The organism is Cnuibacter physcomitrellae, assembly GCF_014640535.1.
GTDB classification, from domain to species: domain Bacteria; phylum Actinomycetota; class Actinomycetes; order Actinomycetales; family Microbacteriaceae; genus Cnuibacter; species Cnuibacter physcomitrellae.
In genome coordinates, this window is sequence record NZ_BMHD01000001.1 from 804,623 (window position 1) to 831,461 (window position 26,839).

The following is a 26,839-nucleotide window of genomic DNA, read 5'->3' on the forward strand; positions in this document are numbered from 1 at the left end:
ACGTCGCATGCCGTCACGTGGCGGCCGGTGCCCGAGACACCGAATAGGGTTGTCTGGGCACGAGATCGAGGGAACATGGACATCAGCGGATCGTGGCGACGCGCCGCGGCCGGGGCGGGCCTCCTCGCCCCCGACGGCAGCATCGCCTCCACCATCTTCGCCGAGATGAGCGCGTTGGCGCAGCGCACCGGCGCGATCAACCTCGGTCAGGGCTTCCCCGACGAGGACGGGCCGGCGGAGGTCCTCGAGGCGGCTCGAGCGGCGATCGCCGACGGCGTCAACCAGTACCCGCCGGGTCGCGGGCTGAGCGTCCTCCGCGAGGCCGTCGCCGAGCACCAGCGCCGCTTCTACGGACTCGAGGTCGACCCGGAGACCGAGGTGCTCGTGACGGCCGGCGCCACCGAGGCCCTCGCCGCCACCCTGCTCGCCCTGCTCGAGCCCGGCGACGAGGTGGTGACCTTCGAGCCCTACTACGACGCCTACGGCGGCGTGATCGCGCTCGCCGGCGGGGTGCACCGCACCGTTCCGCTGCGCCGCCCGGGGTTCCAGCCCGACCTCGACGAGCTGCGCTCCGCCGTCACCGACCGCACGCGCGTCATCCTGATCAACAACCCGCACAACCCGACCGGCGCGGTCTTCGACCGGGCCACGCTCGAGCTCGTCGTCGAGCTCGCCGAACGGCATGACGCCGTCATCGTCACCGACGAGGTGTACGAGCACCTGACGTTCGGTGTGCGGCACATCCCCGTCGCCACCCTCCCCGGCGCTGCGGAGCGCACGGTGACGATCTCGTCGGCGGGAAAGACGTTCAGCACCACCGGATGGAAGATCGGCTGGGCGATCTCCACGCCCGAGCTGATCACGGCGGTGCTCGCCGTGAAGCAGTTCCTCACGTACGTCAACGGCGCGCCGTTCCAGCCCGCGATCGCCGCCGGACTGGCCCTGCCGGATGCCTACTACGCGGACGTCGCCTCGACGCTCCAAGGCAAGCGCGATCTCCTGGCGGCGGGCCTCGAGGCGGCGGGGTTCGAGGTGACCCGCCCCGACGGGACATACTTCGTGGTGGCGGACGCCGCCCCGCTCGGGTATCGGGACGGGGCCCAGCTCTGCCGCGACCTGCCTGGACTCGCCGGCGTCGTCGGCGTCCCGATCAGCGCCTTCTGCGGGCCGGGACTCGCCGCGGAGTACTCGAGCCTCGTCCGGTTCGCCTTCTGCAAACGCGTTCCCGTGCTGGAGCGCGCCGTCGCTCAGCTCTCCGCGCTGTCCCGCTGACCGGAGCCTGCCGCCGATCCGCATCGCTCCCGAAGGAATGGGAGCGCGCGGGCTATTCCAGCGGATGCACGCCGAAGCGGCGCAGGGCAAGAGCCGGGTTCACACGGCGCACGTCGTCGATGCGGTGCGGGTCGATCCAGGCCACCGCGACGTCCTCGCGCTCGCCGAGCGAGGCGAGGGTGACGCCCATCGGATCGACGACGAGGCTCGAGCCCACGCCGACGGGGGGAGTCTGGTCGGCGGCGACCACGTACACCGTGTTCTCCAGCGCCCGTGCCGTGACGAGGGTCCGCCAGTGGTGCTCCTTCAGAGGACCGCGCACCCATTCCGCCGGGATCGCGATGACGTCCGCGCCCGCGTCGACGAGGCGACGCGACACCTCGGGGAACCGCACGTCGTAGCAGGTCTGCAGGCCGATGGTGATGCCCTGGATGGAGAAGGTCTCCGGCTCGGTGATGGCCGCGGCCTCCACCCAGTCGCTCTCGCGTCCGCCGAACGCGTCGTAGAGGTGCAGCTTGCCGTAGGAGGCCACGAGGCCCTCCCCCGGTGAGACCGCGACCAGGAGGTTGCGGAACCGGGCGCCGTCGGCGGCTTCCGCCACCATCCCCGCGATGAGGTGCACGTCGAGATCGGTCGAGATCCGCGCCAGCTCCGTGACGAAGTCGCCGTCGAGCGGCTCGGCGTCGCCGACGAGCTCCGGCCCGATCGGGTCGCGGAACGACGACGAGTACTCCGGGAACACCACCAGGGAGGCCCCCCGCCGGACCGCCTCCGCGGCGAGGCGCTCGATCACGGCGAGGTTCCGGCCGGTGTCCTCGCTCGGCGCGAACTGGGCGATGCCCACGCCGAACCCGAGTCGACGCGCTTCCGTGTCCGTCATCGTCGTCCGCTCCTCGTCCGTCACAGTCTCGCCATCGCCTTGATCGCGCGGCGCTCGTCCATCGCGGCGTATCCGGCCGGGATGTCGTCGAGTCCGCCGCGGAAGTCGAACAGCCGCCCCGGGGTGATCGTCCCCGCCAGGACGTCCTCGAGCAGCTCGGGGAGGTACGCGCGGACCGGGGCCATGCCTCCCACCAGCCCCACGTTGTGCCGGAAGGCGGCCTGGAGCGGAACCTCCGCGCCGTGCGGGACCCCGACGTAGCCCACCCGCGAGCCCGGCCGGGCGATGGCGAACGCCGTGGCCATCGACTCGCCCGTGCCGACGCACTCGAGCACCGCGTCCACTCCGACGCCGACCGTCAGCGAGAGCACGGGCTCGATGGCATCGGGCCCGCGCTGCTCGACGACGTCCGTCGCTCCCAGCTCCCGCGCGAGCGCCTGCCGGTCGGCGTGACGGCTCAGCGCGATGATCCGCTCCGCGCCCAGCCGCTTGGCCGCGATGACCCCGCTGAGTCCGACCGCGCCGTCGCCGACCACCGCGACGGTCGCTCCGGGCCGCACGCCGGCCGAGATCGCGGCGTGGTGACCGGTGCCCATCACGTCGGAGAGCGCGAGGAGCGAGGGAAGGAGCTCCTCCGAGGGCATGCCCCCGGGGACGACGACGAGCGTCCCGTCGGCCAGCGGTGCCCGGACGAGCTCGCCCTGGCCGCCGTCGGCTCGGAAGCCCTCGGCGTCGCGTCCTCCCCACACCCCGCCGTGGATGCACGACGACGGGAATCCGAAGGCGCAGTTGGGACAGGTGCCGTCGCTGAACGCGAAGGGCGCGATCACGACGTCGCCCACGGCGACCGTCGAGACCGCCGACCCGACCTCCTCGACGACGCCCACGAACTCGTGGCCGATGCGGGAGCCCGGCTTCCGCTCGCTCTCGCCTCGGTAGTACCAGAGGTCGGATCCGCAGACGCAGGTCGCCAGGACGCGGACGATCGCATCCGTCGGCAGGTGGATCTCGGGGTCGGGGACCTCCTCGACGGAGACGTCGTGGACGCCGTTGAAGACGACTGCGCGCATGGTCCGACTCTAACCGCTCGCGCTCCCCCGTCCCCGCTCAGGCGTGCGCGGGAGCCGCGCCCACCACGAGCGAGGCGTACCCGGGGATCAGCGTGCGGCGCAGGGCTCGCCGGCGCACGATCCGGAGCGGCACGGACCGCTCCGCGGCAAGCACCGCCTCGAGAGTCGCCCGGATCTGCGCCATCGCGAGCGGCGCGCCGAGGCAGAAGTGAACGCCCGCGCCGAACCACAGCTGCTTGAGCGAGACCGCGGGGGCGCCGATGGGGTCGAAGCGACCGGATGCGCGGTCGGCCAGGAACGTCGCGAGCACGAGGCGGTCGCCGCGGCGCACGGCGACCGGCCCCACGCTGCCGTCGGCGGCGACGCTGCGGAGCATCACCGGAGTGGGGGTCGTGACCCGCAGCGACTCCGCGATGGCATCGTCGAGCGGCGCCCTCCCCCGGGCGAGCGCTCCCAGCCACCCCGTGTCGAGGAGGATCGCGATCATCCGCGGCACGTGCGACACGAGGGTCTCGGTCCCGGTGAGCACGAACGCGCCCACCGCGCCCATCGCCTCCTCCTCCGAGAGCCCGAGCCCGCGCATCCGGCCGGGCACCGTGCTCTCGTCCCCGGCCGCGTAGGCGGCGCGGGCGTGCACGGTCAGCTCGTCGAGCACCTCCCGCGCGGCGGCGACCTGCCTGGGGGTCAGCCCGTGCCGGGTGAGGCGCACGTATCCGGTGATCGCCGAGATCCGCGAGAACAGGTCTCCCCCGAGCTCGCCCTCGATGCCGACCAGCCGGCGGATCACGCGGGTCGCCGACCCTCTCGCGACCGCCACGAGATCCGCCTCTCCCCCGTCGGCCAGGACGTCGGTGACCGCGGCGAGGTCGGCGCCCAGCGAGTCGGCGACCAGGGCGTCGACCGCGGCGGGGGCGAACAGCGGGCCGAGCCGCCGCCGCAGCGCGACGTGATCCGCACCCTCCATGTTGAGCAGCACGCGCGGACCGAGCACGGGCGTCCAGAGGTCGGCCGGCGAGCCCGGGCCGGTCTTGGTGAACGTCGCGGTGTCGAGCAGCACGGAACGCAGGAGCGCGGCGTCGGTGACGACGACCCCGACACCCGGGATCCGGCGCACGGGCGCCTTCAGGCGGGACAGCAGCGGGTACACGAACGGATGCGCGGCCCGCTGCACCCGTTCCTCCCAGCGGCGCTCACCCCCGACGACGACCCCGCTCACCGGCGGGCCCCCGCTCCCGGGGCACGCCCCTCGCCCGGCCATCCGTTCACAGGCGGATCACCATCGCCCCGAGGGAGATGCCCGCGGCGAGGCCGACCAGGGCGACGAGGCTCCCCGGGCCGACCCGACCCGAGGCCCGGGCTTCTGCCAGCTGGAACGGCAGCGTGGCGGAGGCGAGGTTGCCGTGCTCGGTCACCGTGAGGAGGGTGCGCTCGCGATCGACCCCGAGCACCTCGACGATCCGATCGTGGTACGGGCGCGCCACCTGGTGGAGGGCGACGAAGTCGAGGTCGTCGACGCCGTGCCCGAGCGAGGCGAGCGTCTCCGCCACGAGGCCGACGCCGACCGAGGTGAATGCCGCCTGCAGCGCCGCGCCGTCCATGTCGAAGTACGCGCCGCCCTCGGAGTGCGGGTTGACGGTCCCGCCGGCGGGGATGGTGCCCACTCCCCAGTGCTCCGATCGGGCGAGGAAGCGCGACCCGAGGATGCCGCGGTCGTCGGCCGGGGCGTGCCCGTCCGACGCCGCCGGCGCATCCAGCGCCTCGAGGAGGACGGCGGCTCCCCCGTCGCTCATCGTGTAGCCGCCGAACGAGCGGAGGAACTGCTCGCGGGAATCGACCCGCCAGCGGACGGCATAGGAGGGCATCTCGCCCGTCACCACGAGGGCGCGCCGGTACTGGCCGGTCGCGATGAGCGCATCCGCCACCTGCATCCCGTTCAGCACGCTGTTGCAGGCGTTCTTCACGTCGAAGACGGCGCAGCCGACACCGAGCCGCTCCGCCACGATGTGGCTCGTCGCCGGCTCGATGAGGTCCTGGCTCCCCGAGGCGAACACGAGGAGGTCGACGTCGCCCGGCGACTCCCGGAGGGCCTGGCGGGCCGCGGCGACGGCTAGGTCGGATGCCTGGGTGCCCGGTTCCGCGACGTGCACGCTCTCGACACCGGTGATCCTGCGGAGGAGCCCGGTGGGCAGCGTCAGCCTGGGGTTGTCGGCGCGCAGCCGGTCCTCGGTCTCCGCCGTGGTGCGGAGCGTCGCCGGCAGGTGCGTGGCGCACGCCACGACGGCGGAACGACGGGGGCGGAGAGGATCGGTCACGGCGTCCTCAGGGTATCGGTGCCGAGAGCGGCCACGGTGCGGCGGATCGCCTCGTCGACCGGGGTCCGGCCGACGAGCAGAGGCGCCTCGACGGCGCGGTCGAAGGTGAACGAGCACGCGTAGGCGAGGAGCGCGTACCGGGTGATCGGGGGCTCCCGTCCGGGCCGCGTGACCGCCCACATCCGCTCGACGGCCCCGGCCGCGGCGACGGCGAGCCACCGCGGCACCGCGCGCGCGGACGGAGCACGTCCCGTCGCGGCGAGCACGCGTCCCACCACGTCCTGGAGGTCGACCGCCTCCGGCCCGGCCACGCCGAAGGTCCGGCGGGCCATCGACGCGTCGCCGCACGCCTCCACCACGGCGTCGACGAGGTCGTCGAGGAAGACGAGGTCACTCACCGGGCTGCGACGGAACCGCGGCAGACGACCCCGGTCGGCCGCCTCCAGCAGCCGAGGGAGGAGGGCCGTGTCGCCCGGTCCGAAGACCGCGCGAGGCCGGAGGATCACCCACTCGCCGGGGTACGACCGCACCACCCGTTCCGCCTCGGCCTTCGTCCGCGCGTAGCCGCCCACGTAGCGCGGTCCGGGATCCTCGTCGGAGGGCACTCCCCGACGGTCCCGTCCCGAGTACAGCACGGACGCGGTCGAGACGTGGACGAGCCGCGGACGCGGGTGCGACGCCGCCGCCCAGCGCACCACGGCCGCGGTCGTCGCGACGGTGCCCTCCCGGTACTGCGCCGCGGTCCCCCACGGCTCGGCGCGGGCCGCCGCGTGCACGATCACGTCGGGCACCGCCGGCAGCTCCCGCAGCCGAGCGACGGCGTCGGGTGCGCTCAGATCGAGGCGGACGTGATCGGAATGCGCGACCTCCCGTCGCGAGAGCCCGACGACCCGCACGCCCTCGGCCCTGAGCCGGTCGGCGACAGCGCCGCCGACGAATCCCGACGCGCCGGTGACGACGACGGTCATGCGACCACGCGAGCGACGCGCCGGACCTTCGCGGTGGGATCCTCGCTCGGCCAGGGCACCAGCCGCACGTCGGGACGATGGACGCCGAGCGCCGCCAGCGACGCCGCCAGCGAGTCGCGCACCGCCCCCTCGTCGGCGCAGCCGAGCAGCGCCAGCTCGACGACCGTGCCGTGCTGGCGGATGCGCCAGTCCGCCCACTCCACGCTCGGCACGGCCATCGCGCGCCGGACCGTGTCCGGGAACACCTCGACGCGTCGCGACTCGCCCGGCAGGTGGAGCACGTCGTCCTCCCGGCCCTCGACGGCCTCCAGCACCCGCGTCACCCGACCGCACGCGCACTGCAGCGGCGAGACCCGGAGGACGTCGTCGAGGCGGTACCGCACCACGAGCTGCGTCGAGCGGTCGAAGTCGGTGACGATCGGAACGAACCGGCCCCCGCCGAGCGGGTCGCGCTCGACGAGCACGCTCTCCTCGTGGAGATGGAGGGAGCCCGCGGGGCAGCTCAGGGCGAGGAGGCCCTCCGTGGCCTGGTACACCTCCGAGACACGCACTCCGAAGGCTCGCTCCACGAGGTCGCGATCGTGCGGATCGAGCACCTCCGCGACGGAGACCACCTGGCGCACGGCGACCGGCAGGTCGCCCGCGACCCGTCGGGCGGCCAGGGCGACGAGCACCGAGGCGGGCGCCACCAGCACGTCGATCGGATGCCTCGACCCCGCCAGCGAGGAGACGTGCGTGTCGAGCGGCTCGAGCAGGTCGTGGAAGACGAAGCGCACCCGCGAGCTCCGGACGGACTCGTACAGGTGCCCGCCCGCGCGGAGGAAGAACCGGATCTCGAGCGGCCTGGTCCAGGGCAGGAGGAGCCGGCGGACGGCCCCGGCGTCGAGGACCCGCGCCAGCACGGTGCCCGCCCACCTCATCCGCTCTCGAGGGCTGACCAGGAAGACGCCCGGTCTCCCGGAGGTCCCGCTGGAGAGGCCGACCGTGAGGTCGCCTGCGACCAGCGGTGCGAAGTCGCGGGTCCGCTCGGCCTGCCGCGCCACGGCGAGGGCGTCGGCGAGCCTCACCCCGCGGGTGTTCATCTCGTCGAACCGGTGGAGCGTCGCCGTCTTGTCGACCACGGGGATCCGGTCGAACCGGGCACCGGGCCCGACCAGGGGTGCGTAGAACGGTGCCCGAGCGCCGTGGACCCTCAGGTGCCGGGCGACCCTGCGCCGCTGCCACCGCTCGAGCTGGGCCCGGCCGCGGAAGCGGTAGCCCCATCGGGCCCGCACGAACCGGACGACGAGGGTCCCTCGTTCCCGCGCGCTCCCCCGGCTCACCACCCCGCCAGGATACGCGGCGGCCCCCGATACGATGAGCGCATGGCGGGGATCATCGGACACGTGCTGCCGATCGCCCTCGGGATCGCGTTCAGCACGGTGCCGATCGTCGTGATGATCCTCATCCTGCTCTCGCCGCGCGGGCGCATCGCGAGCCTGACCTACCTCATCGGCGCGGCCATCGGGTTGATCGCCCTGACCACCGTGCTGACCCTCCTCGCCTCCCTCCTCCCGGCGCCGCACCTGTCGGGGTCGAGCCCCTGGATCGCCGCGGTGGAGATCGTGGCCGGTCTCGGGCTGCTCGCGATCGCGGCCGTGCGGCTCGTCCGCGCCCGGCGGCATCGGGGCGAGCCGCCCCGCAGCACGCCGGCCTGGATGCGCCGGGTGTCGTCGGTCGGTCCGGTACCCGCCTTCGGCGTGGGTCTGGTGCTGATGCTGCGGCCGAAGAACCTCCTGCTCACGGTCGCCGCCGGGGTCGCGATCGGTCCCGTCGCGCGTGATCCGCTCGACGCGATCGTGGGGATCGTCGTCTACGTGGTGCTCGGGCTCTCCACCCTCGCTGCGCCGATCATCGTGGCCTACGCCAACCCCGGGCGCACCCGTGTCCCGCTGGAGCGAGCCCACGCCTGGCTCGAGGCGAACAGCGCGCTGGTCTCGACGATCGTCCTCCTCGTGGTCGGCGTCGTGATCCTCGGCTCGGGCCTCACGCACGTCTGAGGCCCGAGCCGAGGACGGACTCACGGTCGGGCTGTCGTCCTCCGCCGACCGAGGGCCAGGGCGAGCACCAGTCCACCCAGCACGAGCGCGCCTCCGGCCAGCACCGCGGGTGCGGGGTCGGAGCCGGTGGCCGCGAGTGCCGGCTGGGCTCCCGACGCGCTCCCCGGGTCGCTGGGGCTCGGCACCGGCACGACCGGAGCCGGCGCGGGGTCGGGGACGATCGCGAGCACGTCGACCGCGTGGGCGATGGCGGCCGCGTTGATCCCGATCGCCTCGACGCTCACGTTCTCGATCGTGTCACCCGGCTGGTGGTAGTTGGGGTCGTACGCCGCTCCCGCGGTACCGCCGAACAACGCCGCCTCCTCCGCGGTCTTGATGTCCTCCGCGCCGGTGAAGAGCCCCGACGAGGGGATGCCGGCGTCGATGAAGCCCTGGTAGTCGCTCCTGCCGTCGAACGGAGTGTCGATGTGGGGCTGTCCGACGGAGTCGAACCAGTCGGTGAAGATGGCCTCCAGCTCCGCCGATCCCTCGGGCACCTCGACGTCGTCCGCGGGGAACGTCGACTCGTCGGCGTCGTAGGTGGCGATGACGTAGTTCGGCGAGCCGACCATGTCGAAGTTGAGGTAGGCCGAGATCTCGGCGATCTCCTCATCCGTCAGCGACGAGGTGTAGTAGGTCGAGCCGACGAGGCCCACCTCCTCGGCGCCCCACCAGGCGAAGCGCACGGGGTGCTGCGGCGTGCCGGACGCGGCCAGCTGCACCGCGGTCTCGAGGATGGCGGCGCTGCCGCTGCCGTTGTCGTTGATGCCCGGGCCCTCGGGCACCGAGTCGAGGTGGGCGCCGATCATGACGACTCCCCCGGTCTCGTCGACACCGGGGCTCTGCGCGAGCACGTTGAACGTGTCGACGCTGGTGGTCTCCTCGTCGATGGTGATCGTGAAGGTCACGTCGTCCAGGGCCGCCACGAGAGCCTGGCCCTCGGCGAGGGTCACCCCGATCGAGGGCACCGTGCCGGGGGTCGGTCCGCCCAGCGTCCCGTTGAGGGACTCCGCGGCGGGATCGTTGTCGTAGATCACGACGGCGACCGCGCCGGCCTCCGCGGCCGCCAGGGACTTCGCGCTGAAGGGGCACACACCGCGGCTGACGACGGCGACGAGGCCGGTGGCGTCGACGCCACCCCACTCCGTCGCGTCGCATCCGGTCGCCGTCGCCGGCGCGACCGCCGCCACGTCGACGATGGCTCCCGAGGGCGTACCGGGCGTGAACTCCATCGGCACCCCGTCGGGCACGTCGGCGCCCGTGACCTCGAACACGTACGTGCCCTGGTCGATGGTCTGCGTGTTCGCGACGAACGGCTGACGCTCGGTCTCATAGCCCGCCGAGGCGAGCACGCTCTCGATGTACGCCGCGCTCGCCTCGTACCCCGGCGTGCCGATCGCCCGCGTGCCGCCGTTCGCGTCGGCGATGTCCTGGAGCGCCTGCAGGTGCTCCATGATCGCCGCCGCGCTGACGCGCTCGTCGAAGTCGGCCGGATCCTCCGCCGCAGCCGGCAGCGCTGTCGCCGCGGCGAAGATCACCCCCGCTCCGAGTCCCGCCGCCAGCAACCGTCTCGTGTGTCTCCCCACCGGTCCTCCTCGGTCTGTAGGTGTTCGGGCGAGGATATCCCCCGTCCGAGGCACATCGCGGCAACCGTAACAGAACCGAAACGCCGTGCGTAGGATGAGGCGAGGCACACGATGAGAGACGACGACGATCCGACCAGGGTCACCAACCAGCCCTCGCTCACCACCTCGACAGGCACCATCTGGCTCGTGGTCGGCGGGATCATGGCCGCCATCTGCGTGGCCCTCCTCGCCGCGATGCTCGGTCTCCAGCCCGCGGGCGTCGCGTTCTGGTCGCTGATCGCCATCGTCGTGCTCTACGGCGGGATGCTCGAGGTGCGACTCCTCGCCCGCCCCGGCCGGGTGCGGCTGACCCTCCTGGCCGTGCTGTTCGGGCTCATCGCCGCGACCGGCCTCGCCTCGGTGCTCGCGATCGGCCTCGCGCAGGCGCGCTAGCCCCTCCCCGTCGCGCCACGCCGAGGTGGTTCCGCCACGTCGATCGCTGTGGCGCGACAGCCCGGACGTGGCGGAACGGGTGGAGACGGCAGAATAGGCGGGTGCGCCCCGTCCTCGCCGTGCTCCTCGCCGCCGTGTGCTTCGGCACCACCGGGTCGGCTCGAGCGCTCGCCGACGTGGAGGCCGGCGCGCTCTCGGTGGGCGCTGCGCGCATCCTGATCGGCGGAGGGCTGCTCGCGCTGGTGGCCTGGCTGCTGTCGCGGCGGCGGTCGGCGGAGCCGGCGGCCGCTCCCCGGGGTGGAGCGCGGCGCGGAATGCCCACCCCCCTCGTCATCGCCCTCGGAGCAGCCGGCGTGGTCGCCTACCAGCCGCTCTTCTTCCTCGGCACCGAGACCAACGGGGTGGCCATCGGGACGATCGTGGCCCTCGGGTCGGCACCCGTGCTGACCGGGGTCGCCGACTGGGCGCTCAGCCGCCGGTTCCCCGGATGGATCTGGGTGGTCGCGACCGCGGTCGCGACGATCGGCGTCGTCCTCCTCAGCGGCATCACCGCGGGGTCGACGGGCAGCGTGAGCGGCATCGGACTCCTCGCCTCGCTCGGGGCGGGCGCGTCGTACGCGGCCTACACGCTCGCGGGCAAGGCGCTCCTCGATCGCGGGTGGTCCTCGACCTCGACCATGGGCGTGCTCTTCGGCTGGGCCGCGGCCGCCAGCCTCCCCCTCCTGCTGCTGTCCGGTCCGTCCTGGCTCGTCACCCCCGAGGGCGCCCTGCTCGCGCTCTGGCTCGGCATCGTCACCACGACCGTCGCCTACGTGCTCTTCGGATGGGGGCTGGCGCGCCTGTCTCCCGCGACGGTCTCGACGCTCACGCTCGCCGAGCCGCTCACGGCCACCCTGCTCGGCCTCCTCGTGCTCGGTGAGACCCTCGACGCCACCGCCACCGCGGGGCTCGTCGTGCTCGCCCTCGGGATCCTCGTGCTGGCGATCCCCCGGCGCAGATCGGTCAGCGCGACCGCGTGAGGATGAGGTGGGCGACGATCGCGGTCCACCCCGTCTGATGCGCCGCCCCGAGGCCCTGCCCGGAGTCGCCGTGGTAGTACTCGTAGAACGCGATGTTGTCGCGCCAGTGCTGGTCCTCGGAGAGCAGCGGATAGCGCGCGTCGGAGGGACGTGGAGCGCCGTCCACCGACAGGAAGAGCGACGTGAGCCGAGCGCTCAGGTCGTCGGCGATCTCGCCCAGGGTGTGCTGCTCGCCGGACCCGGCGGGGTACTCGATCGTGTGGCTCCGATCGAGGCTGACGTCGTAGCGGCGGAGCGACTCGATGATGAGCGCGTTGAGCGGGAACCAGACGGGCCCTCGCCAGTTCGAGTTGCCGCCGAACAGCCCGCTCGTCGACTCGCCGGGCTCGTAGTCGACGGTGGCGGTCGTGCCCGCCACCTCGACGGTGAAGGGGTTCTCCCTGTGCCAGGCGGAGATGCTGCGGATGCCGTGCGGGGACAGCATCCGCGACTCGTCGAAGACGCCGCCGAGCACGCGTCGGAGTCGTTCGGGCGGCACGAGGGCCAGCAGCGTCTCGTCGCGGGCCACGCCGTCACCGGCGTGGATCGCCTGGCGCGTCTGCGGGTTGCGCTCCAGGAAGACGCGGGCACGCTGCATGAACTCGGTCAGCGCGGGCGCCCGCGTCCCCTCCAGCACGAGCGAGGCGGTCACCGGCACCAGCCCCACGAGCGACCGCACCCGCATCGGGACGTCGCGTCCGTCGGCGAGGTGGAGCACGTCGTAGTAGAACGCGTCGGCGTCGTCCCAGAGGCCCGCGTCGTTCGCCGACGCCGCGATCGAGAGGAAGTGCTCGAAGAACTTCGTCGCGACGTCCTCGTAGACGGGGTCGCGATCGGTGAGGACGAGCGCCATCTCGAGCAGGTGCAGGGCGTAGGTCGCCATCCACGCGGTCGCATCGGCCTGCTCCAGGACGCCCACGGCGGGCGGCAGTGTCGACCGGTCCACGGGCGCGATGTTGTCGAGCCCCATGAACCCGCCCTCGAAGAGGTTGTTGTCGCCGTGGTCCTTGTTGTTCGTCCACCAGGTGAAGTTCATCAGCAGCTTGTGGAAGACGCGTCCGAGGAACGCCTGGTCCCGGGATCCGTCGATCTCGTACACACGCAGGGCGGCCCACGCCTCGATCGGCGGGTTGACATCCGAGAAGTCCCATTCGTAGGCGGGCAGCTGCCCGTTCGGGTGCATGTACCACTCGCGCAGCAGGAGCACGAGCTGCTGCTTGGCGAAGCCGGGGTCGATGTGCGCCATCGTCACGCAGTGGAAGGCGAGATCCCAGGCGGCGAACCACGGGTACTCCCACGGGTCGGGCATGAGGATGACGTCGTGGCTCACGAGGTGGGGCCAGTCCCCGTTGCGGATCGCACCGCGCCCCGGCGGAGGCGGCGGTGCGGTCGGGTCGCCCTCCAGCCACCGGCGCACGTCGAAGTGGAAGAACTGCTTCGACCAGAGCAGCCCGGCGAACGCCTGGCGCGCGACGACGGCCTCGTCGGCGGGGACGTCCCGTCCGATGACGCCCGCGTAGAACTCGTCGGCCTCGCGGCGGCGCTCGGCGAGGACCGAGAGCGAGTCGGCCCCGGTGTCCTCCTCCTCGGATCGGCTGAGCCGCAGCACGACCGTCCTGGTCTCGCCCGCCGGCACGTCGAGCCGGAATCGGACGGCCGACCTCGTCCCGACCTGCTCGGGGTTCACCGTGTCGAGCCCGGAGACCACGTGGTCGCCGATCCCGTCCTTCGGGTACGGCGAGAGCGGCGCCTCACCCCACAGCCGCGCGGAGTCGGACACGTTGTCGCAGAACAGCAGCTCGTCGGGACGCACGTCGCTGGCGGGGTCGACGCGGAGGCGGAGCCGCTCCTCGTCGGGGAGCGTCACGACGACGTCGCCGTCCTCGGCGCGCAACGACGGCACGACACCGGGGTCGACGTCCCAGCTCCAGGTGTTGCGCAGCCACAGCGAGGGCAGGACGTCGATCGTGGCCGCCTCCGGTCCGGCGTTCTCGACGCCGACGCGCATCACCAGGTCGTGCGCCGAGGCCTTGGCGTAGTCGACCGTCACGATCCAGTACCGGCCGTCGTCGAAGACGCCGGTGTCGACCAGCTCGAACTCGTCCTCGAGCTTGGACCGGGCCGCGTTCTCCTCGACCAGGCGCTCGTACGGGAAGGCCGCCTGCGGATAGTGGTACCGCCAGGTGTTCCACGAGTGGGACGGAGTCGCGTCGAGGTACCACCAGTACTCCTTGACGTCCTCGCCGTGGTTGCCCTCGGGGCCCGACAGGCCGAACATCCTCTCCTTGAGGATGGGGTCGACGCCATTCCAGAGCGCGAGCCCGAGACACCAGCGCTGGTCGAGGTCGCAGAAGCCGGCCATGCCGTCCTCGTTCCACCGGTAGGTGCGGCTGCGAGCGTGGTCGTGAGGGAAGGATCGCCAGGCGTCGCCGTCGGCGCTGTAGTCCTCCCGCACCGTGCCCCAGGCGCGCTCCGCGAGGTACGGGCCCCAGTCGCGCCAGCCCGCGACCTCGACCTCCGCCATCCGTCGGGCTTCGGCGCCCTCGCCTGCGCCCGCCCCGCCGCCCTCCGACATGGTCCGATCCTAGCGATCGGCGGGGTCAGCCCAGCGCGTGCTCCAGCGCGACCCACGGGAGCATGGCGCACTTCACCCGGGTGACGTAGCGCGAGACGCCGGCCAGCGCGACGGCGTCGTCGAGGAGCTCCTCGTCGCCGTCCGACCGGCCCTTCGACTGCATCAGCTCTCGGAACGCCGCGATCCGCTCGCGGACCTCGGGCTCGGGCAGGTCCTGGACCAGGTCGTGGAGCAGGGAGGCGGACGCCGTGGAGATCGAGCAGCCCTGCCCCTCCCAGCTCAACGACTCGATCGCGCCGTCCGCGCCCCGATGGACGTGGAGCGTGACCTCGTCGCCGCAGGTGGGGTTGATCTGGTGCGACGATCCGGACTCGTCAGGCCGCAGCCCGTATCCGTGCCGCTCCTTCGAGTGGTCGAGGATGACCTGCTGGTAGAGCGACTGCAGCTCGGAGGAGGCCATCACACCACCCCGAAGAAGCGGCGGGCGTCGGCGACGGCCTCGACCATCGCGTCGACCTCGGCGGCGTCGTTGTAGAGGTACGCGCTCGCCCTGGTGGTCGCGGTCACGCCGAACCGGCGATGCAGCGGCTGCGCGCAGTGGTGGCCGACACGGACCGCGATGCCGCGGTCGTCGAGGAACTGGCCGACGTCGTGGGAGTGGATGCCGTCGACCACGAAGCTCGCCAGCCCGACCCGCGGGCGACCGGCGGAAGGCCCGAGGACGCGGACGCCGTCGAGGGCGGACAGGCCATCGACCATCCGCGCACCCAGCGCCTCCTCGTGGGCGGCCACCGCCGCCATGCCGACGCCGTCGAGATAGCGCACCGCCTCGGCGAGGGCGACGGCCTGCGCGACCCGCTGGGTGCCGGCCTCGAAGCGCTGCGGCGCGGGCAGGTACTCCGCCTCGTGGAGGTCGACCCTCGTGATCATCGACCCTCCCGTGAGGAACGGCGGGAGCGCGTCGAGCAGCTCACGCCGGCCGTAGAGCACGCCCACGCCGGTCGGGCCGAGCATCTTGTGACCCGAGAACGCGGCGAAGTCGACGCCGAGCGCGTGCAGGTCGACGGGAAGGTGCGGGACCGACTGGCAGGCGTCGAGCACGACGAGCGCGCCCACGTCGTGCGCCAGCGCGGTGAGCTCCTCGACGGGAGCGATCCCGCCGAGCACGTTCGACACGTGCCCGAAGGCCACGATCCTCGTGCGGTCGCCGATGACCGCTCGAGCCTCGTCGAGGAGCAGCACGCCGTCGTCGCCCACCCCGATCACTCGGAGGGTTGCTCCGGTGCGGAAGGCCAGCTCCTGCCACGGGATGAGGTTGGCGTGGTGCTCGGCCTCGGTCACGACGATCTCGTCACCGGGTGCCAACCGGAAGCGCGCGGCCGCCGCACCGCCCCGACCGAGGGTGGCGTTCGAGATCCCGTAGGCGACGAGGTTGATCGCCTCCGTGGCGTTGGAGGTCCAGACGATCTCCTCCGCGTCGGCCCCCACGAAGCCGGCGACCGTCGACCGGGCGTCCTCGAACAGCTCGGTCGCCTCCCCCGCGAGCGTGTGCGCGCCCCGGTGCACCGCGGCGTTGGCCTCGAGGTAGTACCGGCTCTCCGCCTCGATCACCGTCCGCGGCTTCTGCGACGTGGCGCCCGAGTCGAGGTACACCAGCGGGTTCCCGTTCACCTCTCGGCGGAGGATCGGGAAGTCGGCGCGCAGCGCCACGGGATCGAGGAGCAGATCAGTCATCGTCGTTAATAAGATCACGCCGGCCCGGGTGATTCCCGAGCCGGCGTGATCTCCCGCGTCGAAGGCCGCTACTTCACGTTCGCGACGGCCGCGTCGAGTGCCTTGACGGTGTCGGCGAGGCCCCAGGTCAGCGACAGCGCGGTCGGCGGCGAGACCGAGGCGACCAGCTGCGTGCCGATGAGCGGCGCCACCGTGCCGTCCTTCACCTGCTGCATGGTCTGAGCGGCGGGGGTGGCGAGCCACGCGTCGTACGACTCCTGGCTGTCGGCGTAGTACACCAGCACGTCGCTCGTGAGGGAGTCGAGCTTCTCGTTGCTCAGCTGGAAGAAGAACGAGCCGTCGGTCGAGGCGTCCGTGACGCTCTGGGGGTTGGTGAACCCGAGGTCGTTGAGGAAGCCCACCCGCGGGTCGGACGGGGAGTAGCCGTAGAACGTGCCGGCGAAGTCGGCGGCGGCCGCTACCGACTTGCCCTCGAACTGCGGGTTCTCCGAGGCGACGGTCGTGATCTCGTCGTCGATCGAGGACAGGACGTCCGCCGCCTTCTGCTCCTGACCCACCGCCTTGCCGACCGTGGTCACCACGTCGCGCCACGGCGTCGACCAGGGCGCGTCCGGGTATGCCACCGTGGGGGCGATCTGCGACAGGAGGTCGTACTGGTCCTGGGTGAGGCCGGAGTAGACGGCGAGGATGAGGTCGGGCTTCAGAGCCTGGATCTCCTCGTAGGCCGGCTCGTCCGACTCGGTGATCATGGTGGGCTCCGCCGCGCCGAGGGAGTCGATCGCCTCCTGCGTCCACGGCAGGACGCCGTTCTCGTCGCCGCCGTAGCTCTGCTTCGCCATGCCCACAGGCGCGATGCCCATCGACAGCAGCGCGTCGTTGCTGCCCCAGCCGAGCGTGACGATGCGCTCCGGCGCGGACTCGATGGTGACGTCGCCGAGCGCGCTCTGGACCGTCACCGGGAAGGAGCCCGACGAGTCGGAGGCCGGGGCGGTGGACGAGTCGCTGCCGCTCGACGAGGAGCAGCCGGCGAGGGCGAGGGCTGCGGTCGCCGCGATCGCGGCCAGGGTGGCGACTCTGTGTCGTCTGAACATGCTGTGGTGTCTCCTGGGGTTCAAAGGGATAAGGACAGCCTAACCTCATCTCCTCGGGAGAGCACGATCGAGTCGTGGGAATGACCCTCGCGCTGGGGGTCGCGAGGGGCTACTCTTGCGACGTTCGTGCGTGACGAAGACTCGAGCCCGAAGGCCTCCCATGACAGCGGGTCCTGCATCTCCGTCCCCGGGGGGACGGTCGCGAACCTGGCCGGTGGTCCACACCGTGATCAGGGCGCTGCTCGGTGCGGCTCTGGTGGTCTTCCTCGTGCTGATCGGGGTGCGTCTCGCGGGACAGCAGCAGACGGTCGCCGCGCCCACGTCGTCCGCGAAGGCGGACTCCACGGCGACCTCGACGCCCACGCCGTCCGTCACCCCCACTCCCACCGGGACGCCGACGCCCACCGCTCCCGCGGGCGGGACCGGAGGCACGGGCGGGACCGGCGGCACGGGCGGCACCGGCGGCGGGACCGGGGGCGGGGGCACCGCGGCGCCGGTGATCACGTCCTTCACGGGGACGAACTCGGTGAACTGCCCCACGCCGGCCGAGGCCCCCGTCCCGGGAGTCGGTTCGGCCGAGCCCCCGACGGTGTCGTTCGCCTGGACGAGCACGGGCGCCGAGGAGGCCTGGTTCGGCATCGGCACGAGGGACGCGAAGGCCGAGCCCTACACCTCCGTGGGCGTGAACGACTCCATCTCCTTCTCCTATCAGTGCAGCAACCCGAGCGAGCTCTACACCGTCACCGTCGAGGGCCCCGGAGGGGATGCGAGCAAGACCATCGAGGTCACGAACGTGGGGTACGTCGGATGACCGGTTCCGCTCCTCCCGCCATCCCCGGCTTCGACGCACTCGCTCCCCTCGGTGCAGGCGGGTTCTCCGACGTCTACCTCTACGAGCAGCACCTGCCTCGACGGCGGGTGGCCGTCAAGGTGCTCTCGGGCGGGGGCTTCGACCAGGCCGGCCTCTCGCGGTTCCGCGACGAGGCGAACCTGATGGCCCAGCTGTCGACGCATCCATCCATCGTGACCGTGTACCAGGCCGGGGTGACCGAGGGCGGCAGCCCGTACCTGGTGATGGAGTACTGCAGCCTCCCCGACTACGGCGCCCGGTTCCGCACGGAGCGCATCTCGGTGCAGGAGGCGCTCTCGGTCGGCATCCAGATCGCGGGGGCGCTCGAGACGGCCCACCGCGCCGGGGTGCTGCACCGCGACATCAAGCCGTCCAACATCCTCGTCACCGACTACCGGCGTCCGGCGCTCGCCGACTTCGGCATCGCCGGGGTGCTGGGCGGTGCGCCGACGATCGACGCCTACTCGGTGCTCTGGACCTCCCCCGAGGCGCTCGGCGACGGGGCCGTGCTGCGCCCCACCAGCGACGTGTACTCCCTCGCCGCGACCGTCTACGCGCTGCTCGCGGGTCGGGCGCCGTTCGAGTCCTCGGGGCCCGAGCAGGACACCCCGGCGGACGTGCTCGCTCGGATGCGGGAGCAGGCCGTGCCGCCGATCGGCCGACCCGACGTCCCGCCCGAGCTGGAGGAGCTCCTCGCCACCGCCCTCTCGCCCTCACCCTCCGCCCGGCACACCTCCGCGCTCTCCTTCGGCCGTGCCCTGCAGCAGGTGGAGGCCAGGCTCGGTCTGCCACCCACCACGCTCGACGCCCTCGACGACCCCTACTCGCGCGACCGCACGTCGACCGTGCAGCCCGCCGGATCCACCGGGCCTGCCGCGCCCGCTGTCCCGCCCGCACCGACCGCGGTCCTCCCTCCCGCTCCCACGACCGTGCTGCCGCCCACCCCCACGGCCCCGACGGAGCGGTGGACGCAGCCGCCCGCTCAGTCCCTCGCCGGACAGGCCTCCCCCTCGGCGGGACCCGCCTCCTCCCCGCTCGACTCGACCGTCCGGCGCGAGGCCGCACCGTCGCCGGTGTACACGGCGCCGCAGCGCACGAGGCCGCGGTGGCCGGGCGTCCTGCTCGACGTCGTGCTCGTGGTCGCCGTGGCGGGTGCGGCGGCCTACTGGTTCCTGGCAGCCTGACATGCGGCTCCGGGTCGCGCTCCGTCGCCATCGCGGACCCGATGCGGACATCGTCGTGACCACCGACGCGACCGCGACCATCGGCGACATCGCCGCGGCGATCGCGGAGTCGGATCCGGTCGAGCGCTGGGATCCGCAGCGGGTCACCCTCTCCGTGTCTCCCCCGGCCTTCGCGGACGAGCGCATCCTCTCGCGGACGACGCCGCTCGCCGACGCTGAGATCGGCTCCGGGTTCGGCGTGCGCCTCGTGGGGGCGGATCAGCCCGTGGCCGCCTCCCGGCAGCCCGCGGCCATCGCCCGGATCCTCTCGGGCCCGGACGCCGGACGGGAGGTCGAGCTGCCCCTGGGCGAGAGCACGGTCGGGCGCGACCCGGGCTGCACCCTGGTGCTCCACGATCCGCTCGCCTCGAAGGTGCACGCGAAGATCATCGTGGCCGACGGCATCGAGATCGCGGACCTCAACTCGGCGAACGGACTGCTGATCGACGGCGGCGTGGTCACCCGCGTGGCCGTGGGCGAGCGCCAGACCGTGACGGTGGGCGCGACGGAGCTCGGCTTCCGCCGACTGGGCACCGCAGGGACGCCGCGCACCGCCGAACGCGGCGGGTCGCTCCCCTTCAACCGCTCGCCGCGGGTCGAGCCCCGCTACCCGGGACGGGAGTTCACCGCGCCGCGACCGCCCGAGGAGCAGCCGCCGGCCCGGTTCCCGTGGGTGTCGCTGGCGGCACCCGTCGTGACCGGCATCGCGATGTACGCGTTCCTCCAGAGCGCGTTCGCCCTGCTGTTCGTCGCGCTGGCGCCCGTGCTCGCTCTGGGCAGCTACCTCGACGGCGGGATGGGACGGCGGAGCCGTCGGCGGCACGACGTGGAGCGCTTCGACGCGGAGCTCCACGACCTCTCGGTCGCCCTCGCCGCCGAGGTGGAGCCGGAGCGCCGCGTGCGCGACCTCGAGGCGCCGAGCACGGCCGACGTGTACGCCGACGCGATGCAGCGCGGGCCGCTGCTCTGGACCCGGCGGCCCGAGCACTGGTCGTTCCTCTCGCTCCGTCTGGGGCTCGCGACGCTGCCGAGCCGCACCACGATCGCGACGTCGGAGGAGGACCGCGCCCTCCCCGAGCTCCGAGGACGTGTGGAGTCGGTGGTCGAGCCGTTCCGGGAGATCGCGGACGTCCCGGTGGTCGACAGCGCCCACGACAGCGGCGCCCTCGGCGTGGCCGGCGAGCGTGACGCCGCCGCGGGTGCCGCCCGCGCCCTGCTCGTGCAGGTCGTCGGCCTGCACTCCCCCGCGGAGGTCGCCGTGGCCGCGCTCACCAGCGCGACCTGGTCGCCCGAGCTCGCCTGGCTCGGCTGGCTGCCCCACGTCTCGAGCCCGCACTCCCCGCTGGGCGAGACCGTGCACCTCGCCGACAGCGCGGCGACGGGCACCGCCCTCCTGGCCGCCCTCGAGGAGCTCGTCGAGACGCGGACGGCGCCGCGGGCGGATCGCGGCCCGACGACCGAGGACGACACGGTGCAGGCGGCCGGGGCGAAGGTGGGCGGCGTGCGCCGGGAGGCGACCGCGCACGGCGGTCGGCGGACGGCGCTCGTGCTGCTCGTCACCGACGACGCGCCCGTCGACCGCGCCCGGCTGGTGCAGGTGGCCGAGCGGGCGGCCGAGGCCGACGTGCACGTGATCTGGGTGGCCGCCGACCGCCTCGCCCTGCCGGCCGTCTGCCGCTCGGTCCTGGCCCTCGGACCGACCGGCGCGGAGGTGGACCTCGTCCGCCTGGGCCGCACCGTGGCGGGGGTCCGCTCCGAGCGCATCGACGTGCCGCAGGCCGTGGCGCTCGCGCGTCGGATGGCTCCGCTGGTCGACTCGGGGGCCACGGTCGACGACTCGAGCGACCTCCCGGCCGCCGTGTCGTTCCTCACCCTGGTCGGTCACGACATCGCCGATGCCCCCACCGCGGTCGCGGATCGCTGGCGCCAGAGCGGCACGCTGGGCGCGACGGAGACCGGGGAGGCGCCGCAGACCAGGCGTACGGGCGGGCTCCGCGCCCTCGTCGGCGTCTCGGGCGTCGACGCGATGCACCTCGACCTCCGCAGCCAGGGCCCGCACGCCCTCGTGGGCGGCACCACCGGATCGGGGAAGTCGGAGTTCCTGCAGACCTGGGTCGTCGGCATGGCGGTCGAGAGCAGCCCGCGGCGCACCACGTTCCTCTTCGTGGACTACAAGGGCGGATCCGCCTTCGCCGAGTGCGTGGACCTCCCCCACTCGGTGGGGCTCGTCACCGATCTCAGCCCGCACCTCGTCCGCCGGGCCCTCACGAGCCTGCGTGCGGAGCTCCAGCACCGCGAACGGCTGCTCGGCGCGAAGAAGGCCAAGGACATCCTGGAGCTCGAGCGCCGAGGCGACCCCGACTGCCCGCCGGCCCTCGTCATCGTCATCGACGAGTTCGCCGCCCTCGCGACCGACGTCCCCGAGTTCGTCGACGGCGTGGTGGACGTCGCCCAGCGCGGCCGTTCGCTCGGCATCCACCTCATCATGGCCACCCAGCGACCGGCCGGCGTCATCCGCGACAACCTCCGGGCCAACACGAACCTCCGCGTGGCCCTCCGGATGGCCGACGAGCACGACTCGACCGACGTCGTGGGCGACCGGTCGGCGGCGCAGTTCGATCCGGGCATCCCCGGACGCGCCGTGGCCAAGACCGGACCGGGTCGGCTCACCGGCTTCCAGACCGCCTACGTCGGCGGGCGCACGAGCCGCGAGCCGGAACGCGCCGAGGTCAAGGTCGCCGAGCTGCGGTTCGGCGCCGAGGTGGTCTGGGAGCCGCGGACGCCGGTCCCACCCGGCTCCGGCGAGGCGCAGGCATCCGACCTCGCCCGGATCGTCGCGTCCCTCGGCCGAGCGTCCACCGAGTCCGCGCTGCCGGCACCCCGACGGCCCTGGCTCGACGAGCTGGCGCCGACCTACGACGTCTCCGCCCTGCCCCCGGTCGAGCACGGCTGGCCCCTCGGCCTCGCCGATCTCCCGGAGCGGCAGGCGCAGACGACGGCGGTGTTCTCGCCCGACCTCGACGGGCATCTCGCGATCATCGGGACGAGCGGATCAGGCAAGACCGTGACGCTGCGCACGCTGGCCGTGGCGGCGTCGTCGCTGCCCGAGCCCGTGGAGGTGCACGGGCTGGACTTCGCGGGCGGAGGGCTGCGGATGCTCGAGCGCCTGCCGACGGTCGGATCCATGGTCCCCGGCGACGACGACGAGCGTGTCGCCCGCCTCATCCGCCAGCTCGCCGCGGAGCTCGACGACCGCAATCGCGCGTTCGCCGCCGTGGACGCCGCCACCCTCGACGACTACCGCGCCGCCACCGGGGAGGCCGTGCCGCGCCTCCTCCTCCTCATCGACGGCTTCCCGCTCCTGCGGGCCGAGTGGGACACCGCCCCCGGCCGGGCGGCGCGCTATGCCGACCTGATGCGCATCCTGGGCGACGGACGGCGGGTCGGGCTGCACGTCGCCTTCACCGCCGACCGGCCCGGCGCCATCCCCTCGGCCGTCAACGCCGTCGTCCCCAGGCGCGTCGTGCTCAGGATGAGCGACGACAACGGCTACCTGCTCCTCGACGTCGCCGGCGACGTCCTCGACGCCACCTCGCCGCCCGGGCGCGCGGTGCTGGACGGCCACGAGACGCAGATCGCCGTGCCCGGCGGCGAGCGGGGCTCCGCGTCCCAGGCCGCTGCCGTCGACGCGCGGGCCGACCTGCTCCGCTCGCGGGGAGTCCGCGAGGTGCCCCCGGTGCGGTCGCTGCCCGCGGAGATCGCCGCCGAGTCGCTCCCCGACGCCGTGGGAGGACGACCCGTGCTCGGCGTCTCGGACGAGACCCTCGAGCCCGTGGGCTTCGACCCCCGCGGGGCCCTCGCGCTCATCGGGCCGCCCGGCGGCGGCCGGTCGACCGCGCTGCTGTGGCTCGCCCAGTCGCTTCGGCGTTGGCGGCCGGACATCGCGCTGTACCGGATCGGCCCCCGTCGCTCGCCGCTCGCCACCGCCGTCGGGTGGACCGAGAACGCCGACGACCCGGAGTCGATCGTCGATCTCGCCCGCCGTCTCGCGGTCTCGGTGGCCGAGGAGCGCGCGCCGGGCGAGATGGCGATCCTCGTCGAGAGCGTCGCCGACCTCCTCTCGACGCCGGCCGACGGTCCGACCGTGGAGCTCATCCGCGCCGTGAAGCGCAGCGACCAGCTGCTCGTCGCGGAGGCGGAGACCAGCAGCTGGGTGTCCTCCTGGCCGCTGCTCGCCGAGATCAAGAACTCACGCCGCGGGATCCTGCTCCAGCCGGATCCCGCCGAAGGAGACAGCTTCCTGCGCACGACGCTGCCCAGGGCGCCCCGCTCCGACTTCCCGCCCGGCCGCGGCTACCTCGTCGCCGGAGCGCCCCTGCGCGTGCAGCTCCCCCTGCCCGCTGCCGCATCCGACACCGCGGCGACCGCCGCGATCCTCTGAAGGAGAACACCATGGCCAACCTCAACGTCACCTACGAGGAGATGGACGACGCCGCTCGCCGCCTCGAGAACGGCCGCGACCAGATGACGACCATCCTCACCGAGCTGTCGAACCTGATCGACGGCCTCGTCGCCTCCGGGTTCCAGACCCAGAGCGCGTCGAGCCAGTTCGAGCAGACGTACCAGGAGTTCACGAACGGCACGAAGCAGGCCGTGAACGGGCTGACGGGACTGTCGCAGTTCCTCCGCGGGGCCACCCAGGCCATGCAGCGGACCGACGACGAGCTGGCCAAGGCGATCAGGAAGGACTGACACCCGTGCCCGATCTCCTCGTCGACACCGACACGCTGCGGAGCCTCGACGAGGCGCTGAAGCTCATCGTCGCCACCCTCGACGGCGCAGAGGGCATGAGCCGCTCGACGGCCGACGCCTCCGGCAACGGCGAGCTCGCCGGCCGGCTGATCGACTTCGCCGACGACTGGGAGGACAACCGCGAGGACATGCTCGACGCGGTCCGCACGGTCAGCGACGCGATCCACTTCATCTCCGAGGGGTTCGAGATGCTCGACCAGGACCTGGTGCAGAAGCTCCTGGGGAACGGCCGATGAGCGAGCTCTCCCCGCTGCCGGGCGACCCCGACCGCATCCTCGGCGACGGCACCCGCTACCGTGAGGCGGCGGAGGCCATCGCCCGTGCGGCGCAGCAGCTGCGTGCGCTCTCGGGCGACGGCTTCCGCAGCCAGGCGGTCGACGCGATCGTGGAGACCGCCGCCGAGGCCGCCGAGAGCGTCACGAAGGCGCACACCCGCTACGCGGAGGCGGCGGAGGCGCTCATCGAGTACGCCGGACCGATGCGCGACGCGCACGACCGGGCGGAGTCCGTCATCGCGGCGAACCCCCAGACGGTCGACCAGCTCGCCTGGCTGCAGCCGCAGCTCGACGACGCGCGGCGCACGGCGGAGACGCCCGGGCCCGACCAGGCGCCGGCGGTCGCCCTCGTGACGCAGCTGCAGGCGCAGGTGGATCAGCTCCACGTCCAGCTCGCTCAGGCGCAGGAGGCGTGGAACGCCGCGCGCGACGACATGAACCGCGCCGCGGCGGTCGCGGCGGCGCGCATCCACCGGGGCAACGAGGCCGACGACCTCAACGACAGCTTCTGGGACTCGTTGGGCGACCTCTTCGACATCGGGAGGATCATCGCCGACATCGTCTCGGTGATCCTCAAGATTGTCTCGGTCATCCTCACCGTGCTGTCGGTCGTCTTCGCCGCGCTGTCGGTGGTCATGCCGGCCTTCGCCGCCATCGCGGGGATGCTCTTCCTCTACGCCAAGCTGGTGAACGTCGCCATCGCGATCCTGGCCCTCCTCCAGTTCGCGATGAACGGGTTCCACCTGCTCGACCTCGCGCTCGCCGGACTCGCCGTGGTCGCGGCGTACGGCGGCGCGGCGCTCGGCAGCGCCCTCGGCTCGGCGGCGAAGGCCGCTGCCGCGGGCGCCTCGAGCGTCGCGGGGAGCACGGTCAGCACGGCACTCGGCGAACTGGCTCAGCAGGCGGTGTCGCAGGCGGCGGGCGGACTCACCGATCAGGTCGTCGACGGGATCCTCGACCTCGGTGGACCGGGCGCGCGCGGCCTCTACGACTCGATCTCGGGCATCGGCCACGACGCCCTCCAGTCGGCCTTCGGCGACGACGTCACCTCGTTCTCGAACACCGTGGAGGGACTCGGTGCCAAGGTGGGCTCCGACCTGGCGGAGGGGGTCGAGGCGTCCGGCCTCGGATCCGTCGTGCGCACGGCCTCGAGCGCGGCGGGTCAGGTGGCCGCGCAGGCGGGTCTCGTCACGGATGCCGTGTACGGCGTAGGGAGCTCGGTCGTCGACACGGTGCGGAACGCGTTCGACTCCGCCCAGTCCTCGCTCGACGACGCGGCTCGATCGACGTTCGGCTCGCTCTTCGACGGCGCGATGAAGGACGTCGCGACGCAGATCCACCACGACCTCGGCTCCTCGGTCGGCGGACCGGACGTCGGCGCGAAGCTCGGCGACGCCATCACCGGGCGGCTGTCGGACGCGATCGGCGGGCTGCCCGGCGGCGACGCCGTGGCCCACGCGGTCGGCGACAGCCTGGGAGGCGTGGCGCAGAGCGCCTACGACGCCTCCCAACGACCCGCGATGACCGCCACTCCGGTGGGAGCACGATGAGCGCGAGACTGCACGTGCGGATGCCGCTCCGCGACGGCTGGGAGGACCTCGCCGACGGCCCAGCCGCGACGGAGTCGTCGGCGGGGACCACGATCCTCCGACGACGGTACCGGCGGGACGGTCGGGTGCTCGCCGCCGCCTCGATCGAGGTGCTCGACGCCGAGGGCGCGACTCCGGCGGACTTCGCCGCCGAGGCGGAGGCCGGGGCGCAAGCCGCGTCCGGCTCCCCCTGGCGACGATCGGTCGTGGTCGACTCGGAGGCGGAACCCGTTCGCGTGGTGGTCCACGACCTCGACGCCGTGGCGACCGCATCCGGGGCTCCCCCGACCCTGAGGCGGGCCGCGTCCCTCACCTGGTTCCTGACGCCGGACCTCTGCCTGCAGCTCCGTCTGGTCGCCGACGACCTCCTGGTCATCGGCGACCTGGGTGAGGCCGTGCGCGAGCTGGCCGACACCGTCGAGTGGGAGGTGCTCGCGTGAGCGGAGCGGAGACGGGCTACGACCTGGCCCTGCCCGGGACGTGGTGGGAGATCCCGGTGGACGACCCGTCCGCGACGGACCGGGCGATCGACCGCATCGTGGGCTCGGCGGTCGGGCACCGCGACGAGGACGCGGCCGCGAGGCACGAGCTCCGCACCCGGTTCCGCCTCGCGGCGACCCGCGCGCGGACGGCGGGCGCCTCCCGCCTCCACCTGTGTCGAGAGGTGGTCGTCGGTGTCCCGTTCCCCGCCTCGCTCACCGTCTACCGTCCGCCGATCCCCCTCGCCGAGCACGGTGGACGCGCTCCCCTCGACCAGCTCGAGGCCGTGGTGGAGGCGGCGACGGAACCCGACGACGCGACGCTGGAGACCCCGGCGGGTCGGGTCCTCCGTCGGGTGCGGGTGGTCGAGGCGGAGGAGGGGACTCCGGAGGAGGGACTGACGACCCTCCGCGTGGACTACTGGCTCGTCCCGCCGTCGCGGCGCGTCCTGCTGCTGTCGTTCGCCTGCGGGCTGCCCGAGCTCCGCGACGGGCTCGTCGAGCTGTTCGATCTCGTCGTGAACACGGTCTCCTGGTCGGCTCCCGCGTGATCCC

At 73.1% G+C, this 26,839-nt stretch carries 23 protein-coding genes; 12 read left to right on the forward strand and 11 right to left on the reverse strand.

The features are described from left to right. Window positions 1-75 precede the first annotated feature (75 nt). A complete protein-coding gene (locus tag IEX69_RS03865) occupies window positions 76-1,272 on the forward strand; it encodes a pyridoxal phosphate-dependent aminotransferase (protein ID WP_085019797.1) in 1,197 nt (398 codons plus the stop codon). A 52-nt stretch (window positions 1,273-1,324) separates the two neighbouring features. Here the strand turns inward: IEX69_RS03865 and IEX69_RS03870 are convergent, their stop codons facing one another. Genes IEX69_RS03870 through IEX69_RS03895 form a run of 6 tightly spaced genes read right to left on the reverse strand, consistent with a single transcriptional unit; the run spans window position 1,325 to window position 7,827 of the window. Continuing rightward, a complete protein-coding gene (locus tag IEX69_RS03870; RefSeq protein ID WP_085021462.1) occupies window positions 1,325-2,152 on the reverse strand; it encodes a carbon-nitrogen hydrolase family protein in 828 nt (275 codons plus the stop codon). Between the two features lie 20 nt (window positions 2,153-2,172). Further along, on the reverse strand, window positions 2,173-3,222 hold the full coding sequence (locus tag IEX69_RS03875; protein WP_085019798.1) for a zinc-dependent alcohol dehydrogenase family protein: 1,050 nt from the start codon (window positions 3,220-3,222) through the stop codon (window positions 2,173-2,175). A 37-nt stretch (window positions 3,223-3,259) separates the two neighbouring features. Then, the gene (locus tag IEX69_RS03880; protein WP_085019799.1) at window positions 3,260-4,438 is read right to left on the reverse strand and encodes a cytochrome P450; all 1,179 of its coding nucleotides are present in this window, start codon (window positions 4,436-4,438) and stop codon (window positions 3,260-3,262) included. Between the two features lie 46 nt (window positions 4,439-4,484). After that, window positions 4,485-5,534 carry a 3-oxoacyl-ACP synthase III family protein gene (locus IEX69_RS03885; protein WP_085019800.1) on the reverse strand — a complete coding sequence of 350 codons (1,050 nt, stop codon included), beginning with the start codon at window positions 5,532-5,534 and terminating at the stop codon, window positions 4,485-4,487. Then, window positions 5,531-6,502, reverse strand: coding sequence for an NAD-dependent epimerase/dehydratase family protein (locus IEX69_RS03890; RefSeq protein ID WP_085019801.1), 972 nt, complete (start codon window positions 6,500-6,502; stop codon window positions 5,531-5,533). The genes IEX69_RS03885 and IEX69_RS03890 overlap by 4 nt, the downstream gene beginning before the upstream one ends. Next, window positions 6,499-7,827, reverse strand: coding sequence for a F390 synthetase-related protein (locus IEX69_RS03895; RefSeq protein ID WP_174604451.1), 1,329 nt, complete (start codon window positions 7,825-7,827; stop codon window positions 6,499-6,501). Before IEX69_RS03895 ends, IEX69_RS03890 begins: the two co-directional genes overlap by 4 nt. A gap of 39 nt (window positions 7,828-7,866) precedes the next feature. Between IEX69_RS03895 and IEX69_RS03900 the strand changes: the two genes are divergently transcribed. Continuing rightward, a complete protein-coding gene (locus IEX69_RS03900) occupies window positions 7,867-8,541 on the forward strand; it encodes a GAP family protein (protein ID WP_085019803.1) in 675 nt (224 codons plus the stop codon). 20 nt (window positions 8,542-8,561) lie between these two features. Here the strand turns inward: IEX69_RS03900 and IEX69_RS03905 are convergent, their stop codons facing one another. Continuing rightward, window positions 8,562-10,166 carry a M20/M25/M40 family metallo-hydrolase gene (locus IEX69_RS03905; protein ID WP_157127182.1) on the reverse strand — a complete coding sequence of 535 codons (1,605 nt, stop codon included), beginning with the start codon at window positions 10,164-10,166 and terminating at the stop codon, window positions 8,562-8,564. Window positions 10,167-10,277: 111 nt separating this feature from the next. On the opposite strand from IEX69_RS03905, the gene IEX69_RS03910 reads away from it, so the two are divergent. Next, window positions 10,278-10,598 carry a hypothetical protein gene (locus tag IEX69_RS03910; RefSeq protein ID WP_085019804.1) on the forward strand — a complete coding sequence of 107 codons (321 nt, stop codon included), beginning with the start codon at window positions 10,278-10,280 and terminating at the stop codon, window positions 10,596-10,598. 101 nt (window positions 10,599-10,699) lie between these two features. Beyond that, the gene (locus IEX69_RS03915) at window positions 10,700-11,617 is read left to right on the forward strand and encodes a DMT family transporter (RefSeq protein ID WP_085019805.1); all 918 of its coding nucleotides are present in this window, start codon (window positions 10,700-10,702) and stop codon (window positions 11,615-11,617) included. Here IEX69_RS03915 and IEX69_RS03920 read toward each other — a convergent pair. From IEX69_RS03920 to IEX69_RS03935, 4 genes are all read right to left on the reverse strand, one after another. Continuing rightward, the gene (locus IEX69_RS03920) at window positions 11,601-14,231 is read right to left on the reverse strand and encodes an MGH1-like glycoside hydrolase domain-containing protein (RefSeq protein WP_085019806.1); all 2,631 of its coding nucleotides are present in this window, start codon (window positions 14,229-14,231) and stop codon (window positions 11,601-11,603) included. The genes IEX69_RS03915 and IEX69_RS03920 overlap by 17 nt on opposite strands. 25 nt (window positions 14,232-14,256) lie before the next feature. Next, window positions 14,257-14,691 carry a Fe-S cluster assembly sulfur transfer protein SufU gene (gene sufU / locus IEX69_RS03925; protein WP_085021464.1) on the reverse strand — a complete coding sequence of 145 codons (435 nt, stop codon included), beginning with the start codon at window positions 14,689-14,691 and terminating at the stop codon, window positions 14,257-14,259. Then, window positions 14,691-15,965, reverse strand: coding sequence for a cysteine desulfurase (locus tag IEX69_RS03930; RefSeq protein ID WP_085019807.1), 1,275 nt, complete (start codon window positions 15,963-15,965; stop codon window positions 14,691-14,693). The genes sufU and IEX69_RS03930 overlap by 1 nt, the downstream gene beginning before the upstream one ends. Before the next feature lie 68 nt (window positions 15,966-16,033). Beyond that, entirely contained in the window at window positions 16,034-17,056 is a 1,023-nt protein-coding gene (locus IEX69_RS03935; protein ID WP_085019808.1) for an iron-siderophore ABC transporter substrate-binding protein, read from the reverse strand. A 214-nt stretch (window positions 17,057-17,270) separates the two neighbouring features. Between IEX69_RS03935 and IEX69_RS03940 the strand changes: the two genes are divergently transcribed. Genes IEX69_RS03940 through IEX69_RS03975 form a run of 8 tightly spaced genes read left to right on the forward strand, consistent with a single transcriptional unit; the run spans window position 17,271 to window position 26,835 of the window. Further along, window positions 17,271-17,867, forward strand: a complete 597-nt coding sequence (locus tag IEX69_RS03940; RefSeq protein WP_085019809.1) for a hypothetical protein — start codon at window positions 17,271-17,273, stop codon at window positions 17,865-17,867. Beyond that, the gene (locus IEX69_RS21055) at window positions 17,864-19,090 is read left to right on the forward strand and encodes a serine/threonine-protein kinase (protein WP_085019810.1); all 1,227 of its coding nucleotides are present in this window, start codon (window positions 17,864-17,866) and stop codon (window positions 19,088-19,090) included. The genes IEX69_RS03940 and IEX69_RS21055 overlap by 4 nt, the downstream gene beginning before the upstream one ends. A gap of 1 nt (window position 19,091) precedes the next feature. Then, window positions 19,092-23,570, forward strand: coding sequence for a type VII secretion EssC family protein (locus IEX69_RS03950; protein ID WP_085019811.1), 4,479 nt, complete (start codon window positions 19,092-19,094; stop codon window positions 23,568-23,570). An 11-nt stretch (window positions 23,571-23,581) separates the two neighbouring features. Further along, window positions 23,582-23,881 carry a WXG100 family type VII secretion target gene (locus tag IEX69_RS03955; RefSeq protein WP_085019812.1) on the forward strand — a complete coding sequence of 100 codons (300 nt, stop codon included), beginning with the start codon at window positions 23,582-23,584 and terminating at the stop codon, window positions 23,879-23,881. Between the two features lie 5 nt (window positions 23,882-23,886). Then, window positions 23,887-24,177, forward strand: a complete 291-nt coding sequence (locus tag IEX69_RS03960) for a hypothetical protein (protein WP_085019813.1) — start codon at window positions 23,887-23,889, stop codon at window positions 24,175-24,177. After that, complete coding sequence (locus IEX69_RS03965; protein ID WP_085019814.1) at window positions 24,174-25,766, forward strand: hypothetical protein; 1,593 nt, start codon at window positions 24,174-24,176, stop codon at window positions 25,764-25,766. Before IEX69_RS03960 ends, IEX69_RS03965 begins: the two co-directional genes overlap by 4 nt. After that, a complete protein-coding gene (locus tag IEX69_RS03970; protein ID WP_157127183.1) occupies window positions 25,763-26,245 on the forward strand; it encodes a hypothetical protein in 483 nt (160 codons plus the stop codon). The genes IEX69_RS03965 and IEX69_RS03970 overlap by 4 nt, the downstream gene beginning before the upstream one ends. Next, the gene (locus tag IEX69_RS03975; RefSeq protein ID WP_085019816.1) at window positions 26,242-26,835 is read left to right on the forward strand and encodes a hypothetical protein; all 594 of its coding nucleotides are present in this window, start codon (window positions 26,242-26,244) and stop codon (window positions 26,833-26,835) included. Before IEX69_RS03970 ends, IEX69_RS03975 begins: the two co-directional genes overlap by 4 nt. The last annotated feature ends 4 nt before the right edge of the window (window positions 26,836-26,839 follow it).

Bases quoted from the DNA above. Each gene is read 5' to 3' on its own strand.
- IEX69_RS03935 (WP_085019808.1), bottom strand. From the start codon at position 17,056: ATGTTCAGACGACACAGAGTCGCCACCCTGGCCGCGATCGCGGCGACC.
- IEX69_RS03950 (WP_085019811.1), top strand. From the start codon at position 19,092: ATGCGGCTCCGGGTCGCGCTCCGTCGCCATCGCGGACCCGATGCGGAC.
- IEX69_RS03930 (WP_085019807.1), bottom strand. From the start codon at position 15,965: ATGACTGATCTGCTCCTCGATCCCGTGGCGCTGCGCGCCGACTTCCCG.
- IEX69_RS03965 (WP_085019814.1), top strand. From the start codon at position 24,174: ATGAGCGAGCTCTCCCCGCTGCCGGGCGACCCCGACCGCATCCTCGGC.
- IEX69_RS03955 (WP_085019812.1), top strand. From the start codon at position 23,582: ATGGCCAACCTCAACGTCACCTACGAGGAGATGGACGACGCCGCTCGC.
- IEX69_RS03910 (WP_085019804.1), top strand. From the start codon at position 10,278: ATGAGAGACGACGACGATCCGACCAGGGTCACCAACCAGCCCTCGCTC.
- IEX69_RS03900 (WP_085019803.1), top strand. From the start codon at position 7,867: ATGGCGGGGATCATCGGACACGTGCTGCCGATCGCCCTCGGGATCGCG.
- IEX69_RS03865 (WP_085019797.1), top strand. From the start codon at position 76: ATGGACATCAGCGGATCGTGGCGACGCGCCGCGGCCGGGGCGGGCCTC.
- IEX69_RS21055 (WP_085019810.1), top strand. From the start codon at position 17,864: ATGACCGGTTCCGCTCCTCCCGCCATCCCCGGCTTCGACGCACTCGCT.
- sufU (WP_085021464.1), bottom strand. From the start codon at position 14,691: ATGGCCTCCTCCGAGCTGCAGTCGCTCTACCAGCAGGTCATCCTCGAC.
- IEX69_RS03870 (WP_085021462.1), bottom strand. From the start codon at position 2,152: ATGACGGACACGGAAGCGCGTCGACTCGGGTTCGGCGTGGGCATCGCC.
- IEX69_RS03970 (WP_157127183.1), top strand. From the start codon at position 25,763: ATGAGCGCGAGACTGCACGTGCGGATGCCGCTCCGCGACGGCTGGGAG.
- IEX69_RS03890 (WP_085019801.1), bottom strand. From the start codon at position 6,502: ATGACCGTCGTCGTCACCGGCGCGTCGGGATTCGTCGGCGGCGCTGTC.
- IEX69_RS03875 (WP_085019798.1), bottom strand. From the start codon at position 3,222: ATGCGCGCAGTCGTCTTCAACGGCGTCCACGACGTCTCCGTCGAGGAG.
- IEX69_RS03920 (WP_085019806.1), bottom strand. From the start codon at position 14,231: ATGTCGGAGGGCGGCGGGGCGGGCGCAGGCGAGGGCGCCGAAGCCCGA.